At 65.7% G+C, this 20,743-nt stretch carries 13 protein-coding genes and 3 rRNA genes; 2 read left to right on the plus strand and 14 right to left on the minus strand.

Annotated features, from left to right (window positions below):
• Positions 1 to 26: 26 nt before the first annotated feature.
• The 11 genes from AC0VYM_RS23080 to AC0VYM_RS23130 all read right to left on the minus strand — a co-directional run bounded on the left by AC0VYM_RS23080 (position 27) and on the right by AC0VYM_RS23130 (position 14,937).
• On the minus strand, positions 27 to 3,167 hold the full coding sequence (locus tag AC0VYM_RS23080; protein WP_475455497.1) for a transglycosylase domain-containing protein: 3,141 nt from the start codon (positions 3,165 to 3,167) through the stop codon (positions 27 to 29).
• A gap of 317 nt (positions 3,168 to 3,484) precedes the next feature.
• A complete protein-coding gene (locus tag AC0VYM_RS23085; RefSeq protein WP_475455499.1) occupies positions 3,485 to 4,126 on the minus strand; it encodes a class I SAM-dependent methyltransferase in 642 nt (213 codons plus the stop codon).
• Between the two features lie 273 nt (positions 4,127 to 4,399).
• A 5S ribosomal RNA gene (gene rrf, locus AC0VYM_RS23090) occupies positions 4,400 to 4,515 on the minus strand.
• 97 nt (positions 4,516 to 4,612) lie between these two features.
• A 23S ribosomal RNA gene (locus AC0VYM_RS23095) occupies positions 4,613 to 7,702 on the minus strand.
• A 306-nt stretch (positions 7,703 to 8,008) separates the two neighbouring features.
• Positions 8,009 to 9,541 (minus strand): 16S ribosomal RNA (locus AC0VYM_RS23100).
• Together the 16S, 23S and 5S rRNA genes form the textbook arrangement of a ribosomal RNA operon.
• Before the next feature lie 876 nt (positions 9,542 to 10,417).
• Positions 10,418 to 11,023 (minus strand): RdgB/HAM1 family non-canonical purine NTP pyrophosphatase, encoded by a 606-nt coding sequence (rdgB, locus tag AC0VYM_RS23105; protein ID WP_475455501.1) that lies wholly within the window; start codon positions 11,021 to 11,023, stop codon positions 10,418 to 10,420.
• Positions 11,024 to 11,111: 88 nt separating this feature from the next.
• The gene (gene rph / locus AC0VYM_RS23110; protein WP_378740516.1) at positions 11,112 to 11,837 is read right to left on the minus strand and encodes a ribonuclease PH; all 726 of its coding nucleotides are present in this window, start codon (positions 11,835 to 11,837) and stop codon (positions 11,112 to 11,114) included.
• A gap of 194 nt (positions 11,838 to 12,031) precedes the next feature.
• Positions 12,032 to 12,784, minus strand: coding sequence for an MBL fold metallo-hydrolase (locus AC0VYM_RS23115; RefSeq protein ID WP_475455503.1), 753 nt, complete (start codon positions 12,782 to 12,784; stop codon positions 12,032 to 12,034).
• A 382-nt stretch (positions 12,785 to 13,166) separates the two neighbouring features.
• On the minus strand, positions 13,167 to 14,114 hold the full coding sequence (locus AC0VYM_RS23120; protein WP_475455505.1) for a PLP-dependent cysteine synthase family protein: 948 nt from the start codon (positions 14,112 to 14,114) through the stop codon (positions 13,167 to 13,169).
• Between the two features lie 7 nt (positions 14,115 to 14,121).
• Positions 14,122 to 14,400, minus strand: a complete 279-nt coding sequence (locus AC0VYM_RS23125) for a MoaD family protein (RefSeq protein WP_475455507.1) — start codon at positions 14,398 to 14,400, stop codon at positions 14,122 to 14,124.
• A gap of 105 nt (positions 14,401 to 14,505) precedes the next feature.
• Positions 14,506 to 14,937, minus strand: a complete 432-nt coding sequence (locus AC0VYM_RS23130; protein ID WP_475455509.1) for a M67 family metallopeptidase — start codon at positions 14,935 to 14,937, stop codon at positions 14,506 to 14,508.
• Positions 14,938 to 15,070: 133 nt separating this feature from the next.
• Here AC0VYM_RS23130 and AC0VYM_RS23135 point away from each other — a divergent pair, with 133 nt between their 5' ends.
• Both AC0VYM_RS23135 and AC0VYM_RS23140 read left to right on the plus strand, forming a co-directional pair.
• Positions 15,071 to 16,372, plus strand: coding sequence for a nicotinate phosphoribosyltransferase (locus AC0VYM_RS23135; RefSeq protein ID WP_475455511.1), 1,302 nt, complete (start codon positions 15,071 to 15,073; stop codon positions 16,370 to 16,372).
• Positions 16,373 to 16,431: 59 nt separating this feature from the next.
• Positions 16,432 to 17,004, plus strand: coding sequence for an isochorismatase family protein (locus tag AC0VYM_RS23140; protein ID WP_475455513.1), 573 nt, complete (start codon positions 16,432 to 16,434; stop codon positions 17,002 to 17,004).
• 326 nt (positions 17,005 to 17,330) lie between these two features.
• Here the strand turns inward: AC0VYM_RS23140 and AC0VYM_RS23145 are convergent.
• The 3 genes from AC0VYM_RS23145 to AC0VYM_RS23155 form a co-directional block, all read right to left on the minus strand.
• A protein-coding gene (locus AC0VYM_RS23145) for an IS5 family transposase (protein ID WP_475455515.1) occupies positions 17,331 to 18,205 on the minus strand; the annotation gives its coding sequence in 2 pieces (ribosomal slippage) (positions 17,331 to 17,839 and positions 17,839 to 18,205; 876 coding nt in all).
• 344 nt (positions 18,206 to 18,549) lie between these two features.
• Positions 18,550 to 19,557, minus strand: coding sequence for a tryptophan--tRNA ligase (locus tag AC0VYM_RS23150; RefSeq protein WP_475455517.1), 1,008 nt, complete (start codon positions 19,555 to 19,557; stop codon positions 18,550 to 18,552).
• Positions 19,558 to 19,643: 86 nt separating this feature from the next.
• On the minus strand, positions 19,644 to 20,678 hold the full coding sequence (locus AC0VYM_RS23155; RefSeq protein ID WP_475455518.1) for a zinc metalloprotease: 1,035 nt from the start codon (positions 20,676 to 20,678) through the stop codon (positions 19,644 to 19,646).
• Between the last annotated feature and the right edge of the window lie 65 nt (positions 20,679 to 20,743).

Here is a 20,743-nt window from a genome sequence, read left to right on the forward strand (position 1 = left end):
GGCCCCGTGGGGCCCTCCTTCGCGTACTATCCGGTCTCCTCGCCCCGGCCCGGCGGTATCTCGGGTATCCCCGGCTCCTCCGGTTCGCCCGGCCCCTCCGGGTTCTCCGGGAAGGTCGGAACGTCCGGGACCTCCGGCTCGGGATCGGTCGGCACCTCGGGTGTCTCCGGCCCCTCCGGGACCTCGGGCTCGCCGCCCTCCGGTGCCTCCGGCTGCTGCGGCTCCTGGGTCGCCGGGTCGGGCGCCCAGTTCTCCGTGGTGCCGCCGAACTCGGGCCCGGGGAACGAGGCGCGCTCGTAGCCCTCCATGGCGCGGTTCATGTACGACTTCCACATCTGGGCGGGCAGACCGCCACCGGAGATGTTGTGCCCCGGGATGTAGAAGCTCTCGTTGTTCCCGCTGTAGACGCCGATCGCCGTGGACAGCTGCGGGGTGTACCCGACGAACCAGGCCGCCACGCTGCCGTTGGTGGTACCGGTCTTGCCCGCCACCGGGTGGTCCCACAGCTGCGCCGCGGTACCGGTACCGGAGCTGACCGCCTGCTCCAGGGCGTAGGTGACGTCGGACGCGGTCGAGGCCTCCAGGGCTCGCTCGCCCTCGATCTCCGGCCGCTCGTTGTCACCCTCCTGGTTGACGATCTCCTTGATGACGTGCGCCTCCATGTGCACACCCCCGTTGGCGAAGGTCGCGTAGCCGCTCGCCTGGTCGACCGAGCGGACGCTCGTGGCGCCCAGCGGCATGACCGGGACCAGCTGGTTGTCGTCGATGCTCCCCTCAGGCAGGCCCATGTCGTAGGCGGTCTGCCTGACCTCCTCGAACCCGACCTCCTGGGCCAGCTCCACGAACCCGAGGTTGTTGGACACCGTGGTGGCCTGGGTGAGCGTCATGACCCCACCGGGGGCGTTGCCCGCGTTCTGCACACGGGAACCGTGGATGGTCTGCGGACCGCGCCCGTCCACCGTGGAGTTGAGGCCGTACCCCTGCTCCAACGCCGTGGCCAGCACGTAGGGCTTGAACGCCGAACCCGCCTGCGCGGCGCCCAGGAACGAGCTGTCGTACTGGTTGAGGTGGTAGTCGTGCCCGCCGTAGAAGGCCAGCACCTCACCGGTCTTCGGGTCGATGGTGGTCAGGCCGATGTTGACGCCCTCGGGGAGGCTCTCCGGGTCGACCATCTCCTCCACCGACTCGTAGGCGGCGTCCATCATGTCCTTGTCGAACGTGGTGACGATCTTGAAGCCCTGGCGGTTGATGTGGTCCTCGGTGTAGCCGAGGTCCGACAGCTCGCTCATGGCCTCCTGGAGCATGTACCCCCGGTAGCCGCTGAGGTCCTCCGTGGTCTTCTCCGGCTCGGGCGCCGGGAACTCCATGGCGTCCGCCTCGGCCTGGGTGATCGCCCCGGTGGTGACCATGCCGTTGACCACGTACTGCCAGCGGTTCTCCATGTCGGGCGTGGTCTCCACGTCCGCCTGGCCGAACCGGGTCGGCTGCTGGATCGCGGCGGCCAGGAAGGCCGCCTCCTCGGCGGTGAGCTCGTCGACGTCCTTGTGGTAGTACGCCTGCGAGGCCGCCTGGACACCGTAGGACATGCGACCGAAGTAGATGGTGTTGAGGTACTGCTCCATCACCCACTCCTTGTCCTCGCTCTGGTCCACCTTGATGGAGATGATGATCTCCTGGACCTTGCGGGACACGGTCTGCTCCAGGGAGACGCCCTCGTAGTAGTTGCGCACCATCTGCTGGGTGACGGTCGAGCCGCCCTGCACCTGCTCGCCGGTGATGGTGGACCACGCCGCACGCATGGTGCCGCTCAGCGAGACACCGGGCTCGGTCCAGAATCCGCGGTCCTCGGCGGAGATGACCGCCTCGACCACGTGGTCGCCGCCGGCCGTCATGTCCTCGTAGTCGATGACCTCGCGGTCGGTGCCCCGGTAGGCGAACTCCGTCTCGCCGTCCGCGAAGTAGAAGGTGGAGCCCTGCTCGACCGCGTCGGCCTTGGCGGCGTCCGGGACCTCGACGGTCACGTAGAAGAACGTGAAGACGGCGCAGGCCAGGATGAAGCCCAGGCCGGTGATGGCGAGGAACCACAGGAGGATCCGCAGCCAGAGTGGCTTCTTCGCCTTCTTCTTCTTGTTCTTGCCGGACCCGTCACCCGGGCCCCCGGCGCTGTCGGTCGGACCTTCGGGCCCGCCCGGGGTCCCGGCACCGCCGGCACCGGCCGCCGCGACACCCTCCGCACCGTCGGAGCTCCCGGAGGAGCCCTCCGACCCGGGCTGGTCCGACACGTAGTCGGACAGCCGTCGGGGCGTCGGCCACATCGCGGCGTCCTCCGCCGAGGCACCGGGGTCGGTGCCCTCGCCGGATCCGCTTTCGGCGGGAGTGGCCTCGGTCGGGCCCTCGGCACCGTCGCCTCCGGTGGCGTTCCCCTCCGGCGGAGCGGCGGCGAAGGCCACCGCCCCTGCGGCGGGTGCGGGCATGGCCTCGGTCCGGGCCTCCTCGTCGGAGCCCCTTCCCGTGTCAGCCTCGACCGCGGAGTCCCCCTCAGGCTCGGACGGGGTCCCTGGGACGGCGGCGGCTGCGGCAGCCACCGCCGGTTCGACGGTGTCCTCGGACTGGTCGGTCTCCTCGGTCCCCAGAACCGGGATCTGCTCCGTCCGGCTCTCCTCCGGCTCGGCGTCCTCGGTGGCCGCCCGCGCGGAGTCCCCGTCACTCTCCCCGGCCGTACCGGCGACAGGCGCCTCGGCGGCGGCGGAGTCGTCGGTGACCTCTTCGGGAACCTGGGTCTCCGCCTGCTCCGACCCGTCGGCGGAGTCGTCAGCTCCACCGGCGGAGTCCGACCCCTCGGACTCGAAGCCCTGTTCAGCGAGTGTCATTGCCACGCGGTCACGAAGGAACGTGCCGCTCGTCTTGAATGCGATGGGTCCCGCGATGAACTCCGGCTCGGGTTGGCCGTTGGGCTCCGTACCCGACTCCGAAGTCTCCCCTTCGGATTGATCCTCACCACTGGTGGGTAGATCATCACCCTGGGGGGTCGCTGGACTGGACAGCTCCTCAGCAGAGGTGTCGTTCGTCTCCGGCGTGTTCGAATCGGGACGCTGTCCGTCCGTCCCGCCATCGCCGTGTGTGCTCTTGCTCAGCTCCCCGCCCCCAAGGCAAATCACGTCCGGCACCGTGCCGTCCTGGTGTTTGACGCGCGAGTGCCCCTGATCGGTTCAGTTCGATTCAGGGCTGAAGCGGTATTTCGGGGAAAATCACCATCATCGCTCCACCCTCGAAGCCACGATACCCGCACGTAACCGTGTCAAGGTCGAATCCGTAACCGCACGGTCACTTCTTACCGAAGGCTTACCCTTCGAAGACGTGTCTATGTCCGGATGTTGGCTCACTCACTTTCCTGAACCAATATTGCCATACTCAGGAACAATCACGGAGCGTGCGCATTCGACTCCAGGGACCCCCGTCACAAATGACGCCTCCTCGCCAGGCCTCAGGAGACGCGTTGGACGCGTTCCAGGACCCGCATGGAGCCCACGACGCGCACCTCCCGGAACTGCCCGGAGTCCAGCGCCCGACAGTAGATGTTGTAGGGCGGCCGACCCCCGTCCTCGGGGTTCGGGAAGACGTCGTGGATCACCAGCGCCCCGCCCATGGCCACGTGCGGCGACCAGCCCTCGTAGTCGTTCTGGGCGGCGGTCTCGCTGTGCCCGCCGTCGATGAAGAGCATGCCCAGCTCCGTGCCCCAGACCGCGGCGACATCGACGGAGGCACCGGTGATCGCGATGACCTCGTCGTCCAGGCCCGCCTTCGTGATCGTGTGCCGGAAGTGCGGAAGGGTGTCGAACTTCCCGGTGACGGGGTCGATCAGGGAGCTGTCGTGGTACTCCCAGCCCTCCTGGTGCTCCTCAGAACCCCGGTGGTGGTCCACGGTGATGACCTTCGCCCCGCCCACACGGGCGGCGGCACCGAGGAACACGGTGGACTTGCCGCAGTAGGTGCCGATCTCCACGACGGGGCCGCGATCCGCGTACTCCAGGGCGGCCTCGAAGAGGGCCGTCCCCTCGTCAGTGGGCATGAAACCGGTCGCCGCCTCAGCGGCCGCCAGCAGGTCCTCGGGGATTGTCTTCGTCATGGGGAAATTCTCCCATCGCGGGAAAACGGCACCGCCAGCACCCCGGACGATCGCCTTGTCGGAGGTTGTCCGCAGGCTCACAAACCCGCCATGGCCAACCCCCACCCACCACACCCAACATCGACACCGGGGGAACATCCACCCCCACCCACACAGACCCGCCCACCCACCACTTTCCCAATTCACAAATGCACAAACCAGGACAACAAAAAAGAGAAGGAGAAGAACCCACACCCCAAGGCGTGAACCCTTCCCCTCCCCTTCCAAGAAAAACCGTGGCGGCGACCTACTCTCCCACCCCATCACAGGGCAGTACCATCAGCGCAAGGAGACTTAACGACCGGGTTCGGAATGAGACCGGGTGTGACCCTCCTGCCAAAACCACCACGGAAACCAACACCCACAACCACCACTCAACCCCGAAAGGGAATGACAGCCACGAGCAAGCTTCGTGAACAAAGTGTGCGCGAACATCCAATTATCTGCAGCGGACAAGCCCTCGACCTATTAGTACCGGTCAGCTCCACCCCTCACAAGGCTTCCACACCCGGCCTATCAACCCTGTCGTCTACAGGGAGTCTTACCCTCTCAAGGAGGCAGGAGACCTCATCTCGAAGCAAGCTTCCCGCTTAGATGCTTTCAGCGGTTATCTCTCCCGAACGTAGCCAACCAGCCATGCCCTTGGCAGGACAACTGGCACACCAGAGGTTCGTCCGTCCCGGTCCTCTCGTACTAGGGACAGCCCTTCTCAAGTCTCCAACGCGCACAGCGGATAGGGACCGAACTGTCTCACGACGTTCTAAACCCAGCTCGCGTGCCGCTTTAATGGGCGAACAGCCCAACCCTTGGGACCAACTCCAGCCCCAGGATGCGACGAGCCGACATCGAGGTGCCAAACCATCCCGTCGATATGGACTCTTGGGGAAGATCAGCCTGTTATCCCCGGGGTACCTTTTAGCCGTTGAGCGACACCGCTTCCACACGCCGGTGCCGGATCACTAGTCCCAGCTTTCGCTCCTGCTCGACACGTCCGTCTCACAGTCAAGCTCCCTTGTGCACTTACACTCAACACCTGATTACCAACCAGGCTGAGGGAACCTTTGGGCGCCTCCGTTACTCTTTGGGAGGCAACCGCCCCAGTTAAACTACCCACCAGACACTGTCCCCGAACCGGATCACGGTCCAAAGTTAGATGCCCGAAACAGTCAGAGTGGTATTTCACCAACGCCTCCACCGCCACTAGCGTGACAGTCTCACAGGCTCCCACCTATCCTACACAAACCATCCCAAACACCAATGTCAAGCTATAGTGAAGGTCCCGGGGTCTTTCCGTCCTGCTGCGCGAAACGAGCATCTTTACTCGTAGTGCAATTTCACCGGGCCCATGGTTGAGACAGTGGGGAAGTCGTTACGCCATTCGTGCAGGTCGGAACTTACCCGACAAGGAATTTCGCTACCTTAGGATGGTTATAGTTACCACCGCCGTTTACTGGCGCTTAGATTCCTAGCTTCGCGGGCCGAAACCCACTAACCAGTCCTCTTAACGTTCCAGCACCGGGCAGGCGTCAGTCCGTATACAGCGTCTTACGACTTCGCACGGACCTGTGTTTTTAATAAACAGTCGCTTCCCCCCGCTATCTGCGACCCCACCCAGCTCCGAAGGCATGCTTCTTCACCGGACAGGGCTCCCCTTCTCCCAAAGTTACGGGGACAATTTGCCGAGTTCCTTAACCATGGTTCACCCGAACGCCTCGGTATTCTCTACCTGACCACCTGCGTCGGTTTAGGGTACTGGCCACACACGAACTCGCTAGAGGCTTTTCTCGACAGCATGGGATCACTCACTTCGCCAAAAACGGCTCGGCATCACGTCTCAACCTTCATGAGAGGCGGATTTACCTACCCCTCGGCCTACACGCTTACCCCCGGACAACCACCGCCGGGTAGAGCTACCCTCCTGCGTCACCCCATCACTTACCTACTACAAGCTCGGGTCCCAGACCAGTTCAGAGGCACTCCCCGAAGGGACCACCAAGAACCAGCGTGGTTAGCATCACCTGATTCGATACTGGACGCTCGTGCACGGGTACGGGAATATCAACCCGTTATCCATCGACTACGCCTGTCGGCCTCGCCTTAGGTCCAGACTCACCCTGGGCGGATTAACCTGCCCCAGGAACCCTTAGTCAATCGGCGGCAACGTTTCTCACGTTGCTTTCGCTACTCATGCCTGCATTCTCACTCGCACACCCTCCACCACTCGATCACTCGGCAGCTTCACTGGATGCACGACGCTCCCCTACCAACCCAAGAATAAACTTGGACTTCACAGCTTCGGCGGTGTACTTAAGCCCCGCTACATTATCGGCGCAGAACCACTTGACCAGTGAGCTATTACGCACTCTTTAAAGGATGGCTGCTTCTAAGCCAACCTCCTGGTTGTCTGGGCAACTCCACAACCTTTCCCACTTAGCACACGCTTAGGGGCCTTAGCTGATGATCTGGGCTGTTTCCCTCTCGACTACGAAGCTTATCCCCCGCAGTCTCACTGCCACGCTTCACTTAACCGGCATTCGGAGTTTGTCTGACGTCAGTAACCTTGTAGGGCCCATCAGCCAAACAGTAGCTCTACCTCCAGCAAGAAACACGCGACGCTGCACCTAAATGCATTTCGGGGAGAACCAGCTATCACGGAGTTTGATTGGCCTTTCACCCCTACCCACACCTCATCCCCCAGATTTTCAACTCTGGTGGGTTCGGGCCTCCACGAGGTCTTACCCCCGCTTCACCCTGGACATGGGTAGATCACTCCGCTTCGGGTCCACAGCATGCGACTCAAACGCCCTATTCAGACTCGGTTTCCCTACGGCTACCCCACCCGGGTTAACCTCGCCACACACCATGACTCGCAGGCTCATTCTTCAAAAGGCACGCCATCACAACCCCGAAGGACTGCTCTGACGGCTTGACAGCACACGGTTTCAGGTACTATTTCACGACCCCTCACCGGGGCACTTTTCACCTTTCCCTCACGGTACTAGTGCACTATCGGTCATCAGGACGTATTTTGGCTTAGCAGGTGGTCCTGCCAGATTCACACGGAATTTCTCGGGCTCCGCGCTACTCGGGAGAACATCAACACCTAGACTCTTCCTTCACCTACGGGACTCTCACCCACTCCGGTACCGCTTCCCAACGGATTCAGCTAGAAAAATCATCAGCGCTCCAGGCCGACAGACCTGAAAAGATGCATCCCACAACCCCGCACACGCAACGACTGTCGTCTATCACACGCGCACGGTTTAGCCTCTTCCCCGTTCGCTCACCACTACTAGGAGAATCACTGTTGTTTACTCTTCCTACGGGTACTGAGATGTTTCACTTCCCCGCGTCACCACCAACTACCCTATACATTCAGGTAGCGGCAACCCGACACAACTCGGGCTAGGTTTCCCCATTCGGACACCCGCGGATCAAAGCTCGGTTGACAGCTCCCCGCGGCCTATCGTGGCCTCCCACGTCCTTCATCGGCGCCTGATGCCAAGGCATCCACCGTGTGCCACTATCACTTGGCCACTACAGATAATAAGATGCTCGCGCACACTATTCACAAATCAAAACACCAACCACAAACTCCCCTACCTCAAACCACAAACCCAACCCGCAAGGGCCAGGATCGTGGGAGTTACTGGAGGTGGTAGCGGGAACCAACCACAAGGATTGCTTCCTCAGATACCCAACAGCGCGCCCCCCGACGCTTCTAGTCGCCGGAGGTTAAGTTCGATTTCACTTCAGCCACTCCCCATCACCCCGAAGGGTGTGAGGTCCACTTTCGAGTCCGACCAACGATAGAAAGGTGTTGGTCTTCAAAAGACTCCTTAGAAAGGAGGTGATCCAGCCGCACCTTCCGGTACGGCTACCTTGTTACGACTTCGTCCCAATCGCCAGCCCCACCTTCACTCATTCCCTCCCCGAAGGGTTAGGCCACAAGTTTCGGGTGTTGCCGACTTTCATGACGTGACGGGCGGTGTGTACAAGGCCCGGGAACGTATTCACCGCGGCGTTGCTGATCCGCGATTACTAGCGACTCCACCTTCATGGGGTCGAGTTGCAGACCCCAATCCGAACTGAGACCGGCTTTAAGGGATTCGCTCCACCTTACGGTATCGCACGCCCATTGTACCGGCCATTGTAGCATGTTTGCAGCCCAAGACATAAGGGGCATGATGACTTGACGTCGTCCCCACCTTCCTCCGAGTTGACCCCGGCAGTCTCCCATGAGTCCCCACCATTACGTGCTGGCAACATGGAACAAGGGTTGCGCTCGTTGCGGGACTTAACCCAACATCTCACGACACGAGCTGACGACAGCCATGCACCACCTGTCACCCACCAACTAAATGACCCTGTATCTCTACAGGTCCACGGGTGATGTCAAACCTTGGTAAGGTTCTTCGCGTTGCGTCGAATTAAGCAACATGCTCCGCCGCTTGTGCGGGCCCCCGTCAATTCCTTTGAGTTTTAGCCTTGCGGCCGTACTCCCCAGGCGGGGCGCTTAATGCGTTAGCTACGGCGCGGAAACCGTGGAAAGTCCCCACACCTAGCGCCCAACGTTTACGGCATGGACTACCAGGGTATCTAATCCTGTTCGCTCCCCATGCTTTCGCTCCTCAGCGTCAGGTAAGGCCCAGAGACCCGCCTTCGCCACCGGTGTTCCTCCTGATATCTGCGCATTTCACCGCTACACCAGGAATTCCAGTCTCCCCTACCTACCTCTAGCATGCCCGTATCCACTGCAGAACCGGAGTTAAGCCCCGGTCTTTCACAGCAGACGCGACATGCCGCCTACGAGCTCTTTACGCCCAATAATTCCGGACAACGCTCGGACCCTACGTATTACCGCGGCTGCTGGCACGTAGTTAGCCGGTCCTTATTCCCCACCTACCGTCAACCCCACGAGAACGTGGAGCCTGCGTTGGTGGTAAAAGAGGTTTACAACCCGAAGGCCGTCATCCCCCACGCGGCGTCGCTGCATCAGGCTTTCGCCCATTGTGCAATATTCCCCACTGCTGCCTCCCGCAGGAGTCTGGGCCGTGTCTCAGTCCCAGTGTGGCCGGTCGCCCTCTCAGGCCGGCTACCCGTAATCGCCTTGGTAGGCCGTTACCCCACCAACAAGCTGATAGGCCGCGAGCCCATCCCTGACCGATAAAACTTTCCACCCTCCACCATGAGGTGGCGGGTCGTATCCGGTATTAGACGGCGTTTCCACCGCTTATCCCGGAGTCAGGGGCAGGTTGCTCACGTGTTACTCACCCGTTCGCCGCTCGTGTACCCCGAAGGGCCTTACCGCTCGACTTGCATGTGTTAAGCACGCCGCCAGCGTTCGTCCTGAGCCAGGATCAAACTCTCCATAAAGGTCAAACAACCCGTCCCGGCGACCAGAGGTCAGCCTGGGGCGAGTAAACCTAGAAGAAATCCTGACCAACCAACTCGCGTTGGTTAATCAAAGGAACCCTACGCACCGAAGTGCGTCGGGGCCAAAACAAACATGGCTTAAAGAAAATCAAACACGCGCTGTTGAGTTCTCAAGAAACAATCGCTCTTCCCGTACAAGCGCCAGAACCTCAAGGTTCCGTCTGCTCTTCCGGAGAAGGCCTCTGCGTTTCCACCGCTTTAGCGGCTTCTTCGCTGTGTTGTGTCTTTACTTTATCAGGTGTTCCGCGCCCCGCCAAATCGGCGTTTTCGCTTTCAAACCTGATCCGGAGAAAGAATTCCCGGTGCCTCGTCCGCTCTGCGTTTCCGCCGGGCTTTTGAAGCAACTCCCCGAGCCTACATGCTCCGAGCGACTGCTCGAACCACTCTGCTTCGGGAGGATGTCTGTGATCGCGGCCCGGTTCCGAGTCGAAACCGCGAAGGTTCCGCTCGCCGTCCCGCAGCGACTCGCTGAGTCTAGGTAACTGGTCCGAAGACGTCAAATCCGTCCGGACCGTGGGAGGAACCCCGATCTGCCCGGACGTTCCGCGTCGAACCGGAAGCCCCCGTGATCTCGGGTCCTTCACCGGTCCGCGGAGCGACGCCCCGTTCGGCTCGGTCCCACAGACGGAGACCGGCGCTTCTCGTGGCTTGCTTGTCAGACATAGGTGGTCCTCCCCCGCACGGGGTCCGGTCAAACACCGGTCAGCGATTCTTTTCCGAACCATGGCCTCGGAAACCGTGTGGGGGCGGGTGCGGGACCCGACCGGGTCCCGCACCCGCCCCCACCGTCGCTGGTCCGACGGCCCTGCCGACGGCTCAGACCATCTCCGCCAGTTCACGGGCGAGCTGCCGGAAGGCGATGCCTCGATGGCTGATCGCGTTCTTCTCCTCGGGCGACAGTTCCGCCGCCGTTCGGGTCTCCCCTTCGGGGACGAAGACCGGGTCGTAGCCGAACCCGTTCTTCCCACGGCGTTCGCCGACCAGGCGCCCGCGCAGCACGCCCTCGGCGACGGCCTCGGTTCCGTCCGGCATCACCAGGACCGCCGCGCAGACGAACTCCGCTCCCCTGCGGTCGGCGGGGGTGTCCGCGAGCTGGTCCAGCACCAGGTCCAGGTTGGCCCGGTCCTGGTCGCCCTCACCGAAGCGCCCGGCCCAGCGCGCGGACAGCACCCCGGGCATCCCCCGGAGTTCGTCCACGCTCAGACCCGAGTCGTCCGCGACGGCCGGGAGACCCGTGTGCGCCGCGATCGCCCGCGCCTTGAGCAGGGCGTTGCCGATGAAGGAGGGTTCGGTCTCGGGGACCTCGGGCGCGTCCGGGAACGCGTCCAGGGCCAGCACCTCCGCCGTCACCCCGGCCTCGGCCAGGATGGCGCGCATCTCGGGCACCTTCTTCGCGTTGCGCGTCGCAAGGACGAGCTTCACCGTGCCTCCTCCGCTCTCACCGTTACTCCTCCCAGGGGACCTCCCCCTGGGGAGCGGTGCCGGTACCGGACCGGCCCGCTCACGACAGTCACTCCGACAGGGCCTTCTTCTGGATGGCGGTCAGCTCCTCGCACCCGCCGGAGGCGAGGTCGAGCAGCTTGTTCAGCAGTTCACGGTCGAAGGCGGCTCCCTGGCCCTCGGCGGTGCCCTGCACCTCCACGAACTTCCCGTCACCGGTGAGCACGACGTTCATGTCGGTGTCCGCGACCGAGTCCTCCAGGTAGTTCAGGTCCAGCCGGGGCTGCCCCTGCACCACACCGACGCTGACGGCCGCCACCGAGCCGGTCAACGGGTTGTTCTTGAGCTTGCGCCGCTTGCGCAGGTGCTTCATCGCGTCGGCCAGGGCCACGTAGGCGCCGGTCACCGCGGCGGTGCGGGTGCCGCCGTCGGCCTGGAGCACGTCGCAGTCGAGGGTGATGGTGTGTTCGCCCATCGCCTTGAAGTCGACGACGGCACGGAGGGAGCGGCCGATCAGGCGGGAGATCTCGTGGGTGCGGCCGCCGATCTTGCCGCGCACCGACTCACGGGCGCCTCGGGTGTCCGTGGAGCGCGGGAGCATCGCGTACTCGGCGGTGACCCAGCCCTCGCCGGTACCCCGGCGCCAGCGGGGCACACCGTCCTCGACGGTGGCCGCGCAGAGCACGCGGGTGTCCCCGAACTCGATGAGGGCGGATCCCTCCGCGTGGCGGAGCCAGTTGCGGTGGATGTTCACAGGGCGGAGTTGGGTCGGAACGCGTCCGTCAGGTCGAGCCATGGACACGAGCGTATATCGGCACGGTGTTCCACTGTGCTGGAGCCGGGTCCTACCGGTCAGGTGGGACCCGCGCCACACGGGCCCCACCCACCCCTACTCACACGGACACGGTCCCACCTCATTGGTGACCCGGTGTGTCCGTGACCCTCCGTGTTTCGGTCGGGTCCGGGTACCGCCTCACCGAACGGTCGGGGTCAGGCGCCGATCTCGCGGACCTCTCCGCCCCGGGCCAGTTCGATGGGCCCCTCGTAGGTGCCGCGCGCCTCGGCCAGCGTGACGTCGTCGTCGTTCCACGGCACCAGGTGGGTCAGCAGCAGTTTGCGCGCCCCGGCCCTGGTGGCGTGGTCGCCGGCCTCGCTGCCGGTGAGGTGCATGTCCTTCGGGTGTTCCACGTGGTCGTGGAAGGCGGCCTCGCACAGGAACAGGTCGGTGTCGCGGGCCAGGTCGACCAGGGAGTCGCAGGAGCCGGTGTCGCCGGAGTAGACGAGGCTGACGCCGCCGTGCTCCAGGCGGATGCCGAAGGCGTCGACGGGGTGGTTGACCCGGGCGACGCGGGCGGTCAGGGGACCGATCCGGAACTCACCCGGGGTGAGCTCGTGGAAGGCGAAGACCTCGGTCATGCCGGGGTCGGGGTCCAGTCCGTAGATCTCCGCGAGGCGGTCCGCGACGCCCTCGGGGCCGTACACGGGGATCGGGGGCTTGGCGCCCCCGGGCGAGTACATCCGGGCGACCCAGTAGGCGCACATGTCCGCACAGTGGTCGGTGTGCAGGTGGCTGAGGTAGACGGCGTCGACGGAGTAGAGGTCGGCGTGGCGCTGGAGGGCGCCGAGCGCGCCGTTGCCCAGGTCGAGCAGGAGCCGGAAGCCGTCCGCCTCCACCAGGTAACAGGAGGCCGGACTGTCCGGCCCGGGGAAGCTCCCGGAGGACCCGATAATCGTGAGTCGCACGTCGTCGTCGCCTTTTCGATCGGCCGCACTGCTTCCGTGGCCCCTTGGTGACGTGTGCGGGGAGAGCGGTGGGCGGCTGGTTCTGCGGATGTCCCGTTGTTACGGGTGTACCCCAATGACCGCCTGGGTGGTACAAAATGTGGCCCGCATCTCAGGCGACGTGCATCACGTGTGAATTTTTCACACCGATTGACCAGATTTGACCGGTTCACCGGGGCCGAGTTCAGGACAGGAACTGACCTGTGGGGGAACGTACCGGAGGCCGGTTCCCCGTGGGAAACCGGCCTCCGTGACACCGTGGCACCCTGCGACGGGCACCCGGACCCGTCCACCCCGGACGCGGCCCGGCCCGCGCCGTCGCGGGGCCCGGGTCAGGCCCGGGTCAGGCCCAGAGCTGGCCGTCCAGGCGCTCCTCCGCCTCTTCGACGGTGCCCTCGTAGGCGCCGGTGGAGAGGTACTTCCACCCGGCGTCCGCGATGACGAACGCGATGTCGGCGCTCTCGCCCGCCCGTTCCGCCTTGCGGGCCATGCCCAGGGCCGCGTGCAGCGCTCCGCCCGTGGAGATGCCCGCGAAGATGCCCTCCTTGTGCAGGAGGTCGCGGGTCCGCCGGAGCGCCGCCTCCGAGGGGACGGAGAAGCGCGTGGTGAGCACGGACTCGTCGTAGAGCTCCGGAACGAACCCCTCGTCGAGGTTGCGCAGCCCGTAGACCAGCTCCCCGTACCTCGGCTCGGCGGCCACGATCCGCACGTCCGGCTTGCGTTCGCGCAGGTACCGGCCGACACCCATGAGGGTTCCGGTGGTGCCGAGCCCCGCCACGAAGTGGGTGATCTCCGGCAGGTCGGTCAGCAGCTCGGGCCCGGTGGTCTCGTAGTGGGCCCGCGCGTTGGCCTGGTTGCCGTACTGGTAGAGCATCACCCAGTCGGGGTTCTCCGCGGCCATCTTCTTGGCGACCCGGACGGCCTCGTTGGAACCGCCCGCGGCGTCGGAGTAGTGGACCTCGGCGCCCCACATGGCCAGCAGCTTCCTGCGTTCGTCGGAGGTGTTCTCCGGCATGACGCAGACCATGCGGTAGCCGCGCAGCTTCGCGACCATGGCCAGCGAGATGCCGGTGTTCCCCGACGTCGGCTCCAGGATGGTGCACCCCGGGGAGAGCAGCCCGTCCTTCTCGGCCTGCTCGATCATGAAGAACGCGGCGCGGTCCTTGATCGAGCCGGTGGGGTTGCGGTCCTCCAGCTTCGCCCACAGCCGGACCTCCGGCGAGGGCGAGAGCCGAGGCAGGCCGACCAGCGGCGTGCCTCCGAGGGAGTCGAGCAGGGAGTCGTAGCGCATGGCTTCCTCAGCGAGAGCCGCCCGCGACGGCGGGCAGGACGGTCACGTTGTCGCCGTCGGAGAGCTTGGCCTCAAGACCGCCGACGAAGCGGACGTCCTCGTCGTTCAGGTAGACGTTGATGAACCGGCGCAGCTTGCCGCCGTCCACCAGGCGCTCCGCGATGCCGGGGTACTGCTGGTCCAGGTCGGTGACCAGGTCACTGAGGGTCTCGCCGGACCCCTGGACGACCTTCGCGTCGTTGGTCAGGTTGCGCAGGATGGTGGGGATGCGGACCTCGATGGCCATGAAGGTGACTCCGTAAACGGTCGTTGTTGTGCGTTCAGGTCCAACAGGCGGCCCGCCGGTGGCATTCCGTGGGCCGTCGTGCCGGGTCGTCCGATGGGCGCGTACCTACTGGTCCGCGCCGGAGCCGTCGGCGTCGACGATCTCGACGGGCTCCTCGGTGACCTCGCCGTCGATGATCCGGAAGGAACGGAACTCGGCGGTGTCGGGCTCGCGGGTGGACACGAGGACGTAGTGGGCCTGGGGCCACTGCGCGTACGTGATGTCGGTGCGCGAGGGGTAGGCCTCGGTCGCGGTGTGGGAGTGGTAGATCACGACGAACTCCTCGTCGCGGTCCCACAGCTCGTCGTAGACCTTCTTGTACTCGGTCGAGTCGAACTCGTAGAACGTCGGGGAGCGTGCCGCGTTCAGCATCTCGATGATCCGCTCCGGGCGGTCGGAGCCCTCGGGCCCCGCGACGACACCGCACGCCTCGTCGGGGTGGTCGCGTCGCGCGTGGGCGACGATCTGGTCGTGGATGGAGCGGTCGATCCTCAGCATGGCTCCAGGGTACCCACATCCGCTTCTCTACCAACCAAGTGGGTATTAATGCGGGGGAGGTCACTCCGGAGAGCACCCCGGCGCAGGTGGGGCGCGCGTACCCGCCCAGACCGGAACACGTAGGCTCGCCCCTATGAGCGAGGACAGCAGCAGCGCGCTGCTCACCGACCACTACGAACTGACGATGCTCCAGGGAGCCCTGCACAGCGGGGCCGCCGCACGCCGGTCGGTGTTCGAGATGTTCGGCCGACGCCTGCCGGAGGGCCGACGCTACGGCGTCGTGGCGGGGACCGGCCGGTTCCTGGACCTGTTGGAGCGCTTCCGCTTCGGCTCCGAGGAACTGGACTTCCTGTCCGACCACGGAGTCGTGGACGAGACCACCCTGAAGTGGCTGTCGGAGTACCGCTTCTCCGGGGACGTGTGGGGTTACGGCGAGGGCGAGGCCTACTTCCCGGGGTCGCCGATCCTGGTCGTGGAGGGCACCTTCGCCGAAGCCGTGATCCTGGAGACCCTCGCCCTGTCGGTGTACAACCACGACAGCGCGATCGCCTCCGCCGCCACCCGGATGCGCGTGGCCGCCGGAGAGCGGCCCCTGATCGAGATGGGCTCCCGGCGCACCCACGAGCGCTCGGCCGTCGCGGCGGCCCGCGCCGCCTACGTGTCCGGGTTCTCGACCTCCTCCAATCTGGAGGCGGGGCGCAGCTTCGGGGTACCGACCGGCGGCACGGCGGCGCACGCGTTCACCCTGCTGCACGACAGCGAACAGCACGCCTTCAAGGCCCAGCTGGAGTCCATGGGCACGGGGACCACGCTCCTCGTGGACACCTACGACGTCGAACGCGCGGTGCGGCACGCGGTGGAGCTGGCCGGACCCGAGCTCGGCGCCATCCGGATCGACTCCGGGGACCTGGGGACGACCGCCTCCCGGGTGCGTCGGCAGCTGGACGACCTCGGCGCGACCGGGACCCGCATCGTGGTCACCGGTGACCTGGACGAGCACTCGATCCAGGCGCTGGCGGTGGCCCCGGTCGACGGGTACGGAGTGGGTACGTCCCTGGTGACGGGTTCGGGGGCCCCGACCGTGTCTCTGGTGTACAAGCTGGTGGCGCGGGCGCGCGGCCTGGAGCCGGACGCTCCGCTGGAGCCGGTCGCCAAGCGCTCGGTCGGCAAGCCGAGCCGGGGCGGCCGCAAGTGGGCGGTCCGGCGGCTGGACGACAAGGGGATCGCCGTGGCGGAGGAGGTGTACCCGCACGAGCCGACCGACCAGGTCGGGACCCGGCCGCTGTTGCGCCCGCTGGTCACCGGCGGCGAGGTGGTGGGACACGAGAGCGTGCACGAGGCTCGGGCACGCCACAGCGCGGCGTTGGCCGAGCTTCCCGAGCAGGCGCTGAGGATGTCCCGCGGCGACGTCGCGCTGGCGACCGTCTTCCACTGATCCGAGCCACCCCGCCGATCCCGATCGGCTTCTCGACGACAAGGAAGTGAGGTGCCGACATGACCAGGGCACTCATCGTGGTGGACCTTCAGAACGACTTCTGCGAGGGCGGCAGCCTGGGCGTGAAGGGGGCCGCCCGTACCGCGGCCGCCGTCACCGAGCTCGCGCGGACCGGCGGCTACGACCACGTGGTGGCCACCCGTGACCACCACATCGACCCGGGGGCGCACTTCTCGGACGACCCCGACTTCGTGGACAGCTGGCCCGTGCACTGTGTGGCGGGAACGCCCGGCGCGGAGTTCCACGCCGACTTCGACGCCTCGCTGGCCGAGGAGGTCTTCAGCAAGGGGCAGTACGAGGCGGCCTACAGCGGTTTCGAGGGCACGGCCGGGGATGGCGAGACGACTCTGGCGGCGTGGCTGCGCGAGCGCGGGGTGGACGAGGTGGACGTGGTGGGCGTCGCCACCGACCACTGCGTGCGGGCGACCGCTCTGGACGCCAACGGCGAGGGGATCCGGACCCGGGTCCTGCTCGGTCTGACGGCGGGGGTGGCCAGGCCCACGGTGGACTCGGCGCTGGAGCGGCTGCGCGGGGCCGGTGTGGAGCTGGAGGGCGAGCCGTTGGTGGGTTGAGCCCGGCGGCGGCCCCGTCCGGGGCCCGGAACGACGGCGGGGGCGGTGGTGACGCGATCACCACCGCCCCCGTCTGTGTACGGGTACCGCTAGGTCGTGTTTTTTGGATCATTCCGCGCTCACGACCACCAGGCTGCCTCTCACTGCGCCGATGAAGCTCGGACAGCCAAACCCGGGCGGGCCCCCGCTGTGCGACACTGCGGAGCTTGCGTAGCAGCGCACAGTAGGGGCAGCTTCACTCCACGGCTTGCGAGAGATTGCCTGGACGGCCGCTCGCATCGATGGCGGCTCCGCCGCCACCAGCGAAAGCATCCAAAAAACACTCCCTAGGTCGTGTTTTTTGGTTCGTGGTTGAGCCAGAACAGGGCGCTGATCAGTACGGCTCCGGCGCGGTAGTGCGTGGCGAGTTTGTCGAAGCGCGTAGCGACCGCCCGGTAGTGCTTGAGCCATCCGATGCAGCGTTCGACCAGGTTGCGGCGCTTGTAGGCGCCGCGGTCGAAAGCGGGCGGGCGCCCGCCATAGGAGCCGCGCCGCTGTCTCCAGGCCTTCTGATCGCTGCGCTCGGGGATGGTGCACCCGATCCGGCGGCTGCGCAGCAGCCGCCGGATCGCCTTGGAGGAGTAGGCCTTGTCCGCGATGACGCGTTCGGGTCGGCTACGGGGACGTCCGCGGCCCGGCCGGGGAACCCGGATGGTGTTCATGAGCTGGGCGAAGACCGTGGAGTCGTTGGTGTTTCCCGTGGTGATGACCAGGGCCAGCGGTAGTCCGCGCCCGTCGGTGGCCAGGTGAACCTTGGTGCTCAGCCCACCTCGGGAGCGTCCGAGTGCTTGGTCCTGCTTTGTTCTGTGCTCGGTCCCTTTTTTGGTGCGCCGGCGGCGTGCTGGTGGGCGCGCACCACGGTCGAATCGATACTGACCTCCCATTCGATACGGCCGACGGCGTCATGACGGACCTGGACGTGTTCGAGGATTCGGTCGATGGTGCCGTCGTGGGCCCAGCGCCGGTAGCGGCCGTAGACGCTTTGCCAGGGTCCGTAGCGTTCGGGCAGGTCACGCCAGGGGCATCCGGTGGCGAGTTTGTAGATCATGCCGTTGAGCATGGTTCTGTGGTCGTGCCAGCGGCCGCCTCGGCCCTGGTTGGTGGGCAGGAGCGGGGCAATCGTTTCCCAGGCCTGGTCAGTGATCTCGTGTCGTCGAACCACGCTTCCATCACTAACAGCACGGCATCCGCCCCCGCAGCCGAACCACAAAACACAACCTAGGTCGTGTTTTTTGGATCATTCCGCGCTCGCGACCACCAGGCTGCCTCTCACTGCGCCGATGAAGCTCGGACAGCCAAACCCGGGCGGGCCCCCGCTGTGCGACACTGCGGAGCTTGCGTAGCAGCGCACAGTAGGGGCAGCTTCACTCCACGTCTTGCGAGAGATTGCCGGGCCCCCGCTGTGCGAGGCTGCGGAGCTTGCGTAGCAGTGCACAGTAGGGGCGACGGCCGCTCGCATCGATGGCGGCTCCGCCGCCACCAGCGAAAGCATCCAAAAAACACTCCCTAGTCGATGCCGATGGCGGCGCGGACGTCGCCCAGCACGCGGCGGGCGCGCGAACGGGCGCGTTCGAGGCCGGAGTCGAGGATCTCGTCGAGCTCGGTCTTCGAGTCCATGAGCTCCTCGTAGCGCTCGCGCTTGGGGCCGAGCTCGGTGTTGACCGCCTCGAAGAGCTCCTTCTTGAGGTCGCCCCAGCCCATGCCGCCCGCCTCCAGGCGCTGGCGCACGTCGGCCACCTTCTCGGCGTCGGCGAAGTGGGTGAGCAGCTGGAACGGGATCGAGGTGTCCGGGTCCTTGGGGTCCTCGACGGGGGTGGAGTCCGTGGGGATGCGGTTGATGGCCTTGCGGAGCTTCTTCTCCGGCAGGAAGAGCGGGATGTGGTTGTCGTAGGACTTGCTCATCTTGCGGCCGTCGGTCCCGGGCAGGATGCTCGCTTCGCTGTCGTCGATGACGCCCTTGGGGAGGGGGAAGCTGTATCGGTCGCCGTACCGGTGGTTGAAGTACCCGGCGATGTCGGCGGTGTACTCGATGTGCTGGGACTGGTCGCGCCCCACGGGGACCCGCTCGCCCTCCATGATGAGGATGTCGGCCGCCATGAGCACGGGGTAGTTGTACAGCCCCATGTTGACCCCGGCGTCGAGCTCGGTGACGCCCGCCTCGGTGTTGCGGTCGCGCGCGGCCTTGTAGGCGTGTGCGCGGTTCATGAGCCCCTTGGGGGTGAGGGTGCTCAGGATCGTGGTGAGCTCGAAGATCTCGGGGATGCTGGACTGACGGTAGAAGACCGTGCGCTCGGGGTCGAGTCCGCAGGCCAGCCAGGTGGCAGCGCCCGACCGGATGCTCTGACGGAGTTCGTCCGCGTCCTTGATGATGTTGAGCGCGTGGTAGTCCGCGATGAAGTAGAAGGTGTCGTAGACCTCCGCCGCCGCCAGGGCGGGCTTGATCGCGCCGATGTAGTTGCCCAGGTGGAAGTCGCCGGTGGGCTTGATCCCGGTCAGATAGGTGTTCGCTGCCATGTTCCCAGCCTATCGACGCCGCCCGGCCCCGGACACGCGGACGGCGCCCCGCCGGGCGGGGCGCCGTCCTCCTGGGAGCGGACCGGTCAGAGCCGGGCCGATCCGCTTCGGAAGGCCTCCCAGTGCTCGGCCATGCGTTGGGACTGCCCCGGGGTGAAGTGGGTCATGCAGGCGTCGTCGCTGTAGTTCATGAAGTTGGTGACGGGGTCGAGTCCCGGGAGATCGGGGCAGCTGTCCCGACCCTCAGGGCAGCCCGCCGCCGCCTCGCGCTCGTACGGGGTGTCGTCCACGTAGTCCCCCGGGCTCTCGCAGCCGTTCTGGAACGTGTGGAACAGGCCCAGCCAGTGGCCGACCTCGTGGGTGCCGGTGTGGCCCTCGTTGAAGCGGTCGCGCGTCCCGCCCGGGAAGGTGTCGTGCGCGATGACGACGCCGTCCTGTTCCGGGTCGGCGGCGTAGTCCTGGGGGAAGGTGGAGTAGCCGAGCAGACCGGAGTCGAGCTGGGTGGTGTAGATGTTCAGCGTCTCGGCACCGCCCTGGCGCAGGTCGGCCCGGATGGTGTCGCGGTAACGGTTGAAGTCGCGGAACCAGGCGTCGTTCACGTTGCGGGTGACGTCCGAGAGCTCGAAGCGGAAACCGGTGTCGGTGCCCTCGGAGCCGAGCGCGTAGCCGCCCTGGTAGGCCTTGTTGAGGACGTCGACCTGCTCCTGGATCCGCTCGTCGGTCACCTCGCCCCGGCCGTCCTCGGCGGAGATCACGTGCACGGCCACCGGCACCGTGTACGGCGCGGCGAGCTCGCGTCCGCGCTCGGCGACCAGGGCGTCGCGGAGCCGTTCCTCGTACTCGGCCGCCTTCTCCGGGGTGATCTCCACCTCGGCGGTCCCGGCCCCGGGGCCGGCGACCCTGGTGGAGGCCGCCCGGGCGGCGGTGTCAACGGCGTCGTCGACCCGGTCCCCCTCGGGGGGACAGTGCTGGTCCGCGGCGAGCGTCACCCCGGCCCGCTGTGGTTCGGGGTGGGCGGGTTCTGGCAGCGAGCTCGCCACCAGACCGGTCAGTGCGAGTGCGCACAGGGTCAGGCCGGTCCAGGTCGCGGCTGAGCCTCCGCGCGGGCTTCGTCCAATCACCTCACGGACTGTAGTGGTCCGATTGCTATGCGTTTGGTGAACTTGCCCGACCTTGCGAAGTGTTT

The organism is Nocardiopsis sp. iso_237 (assembly GCF_056173345.1).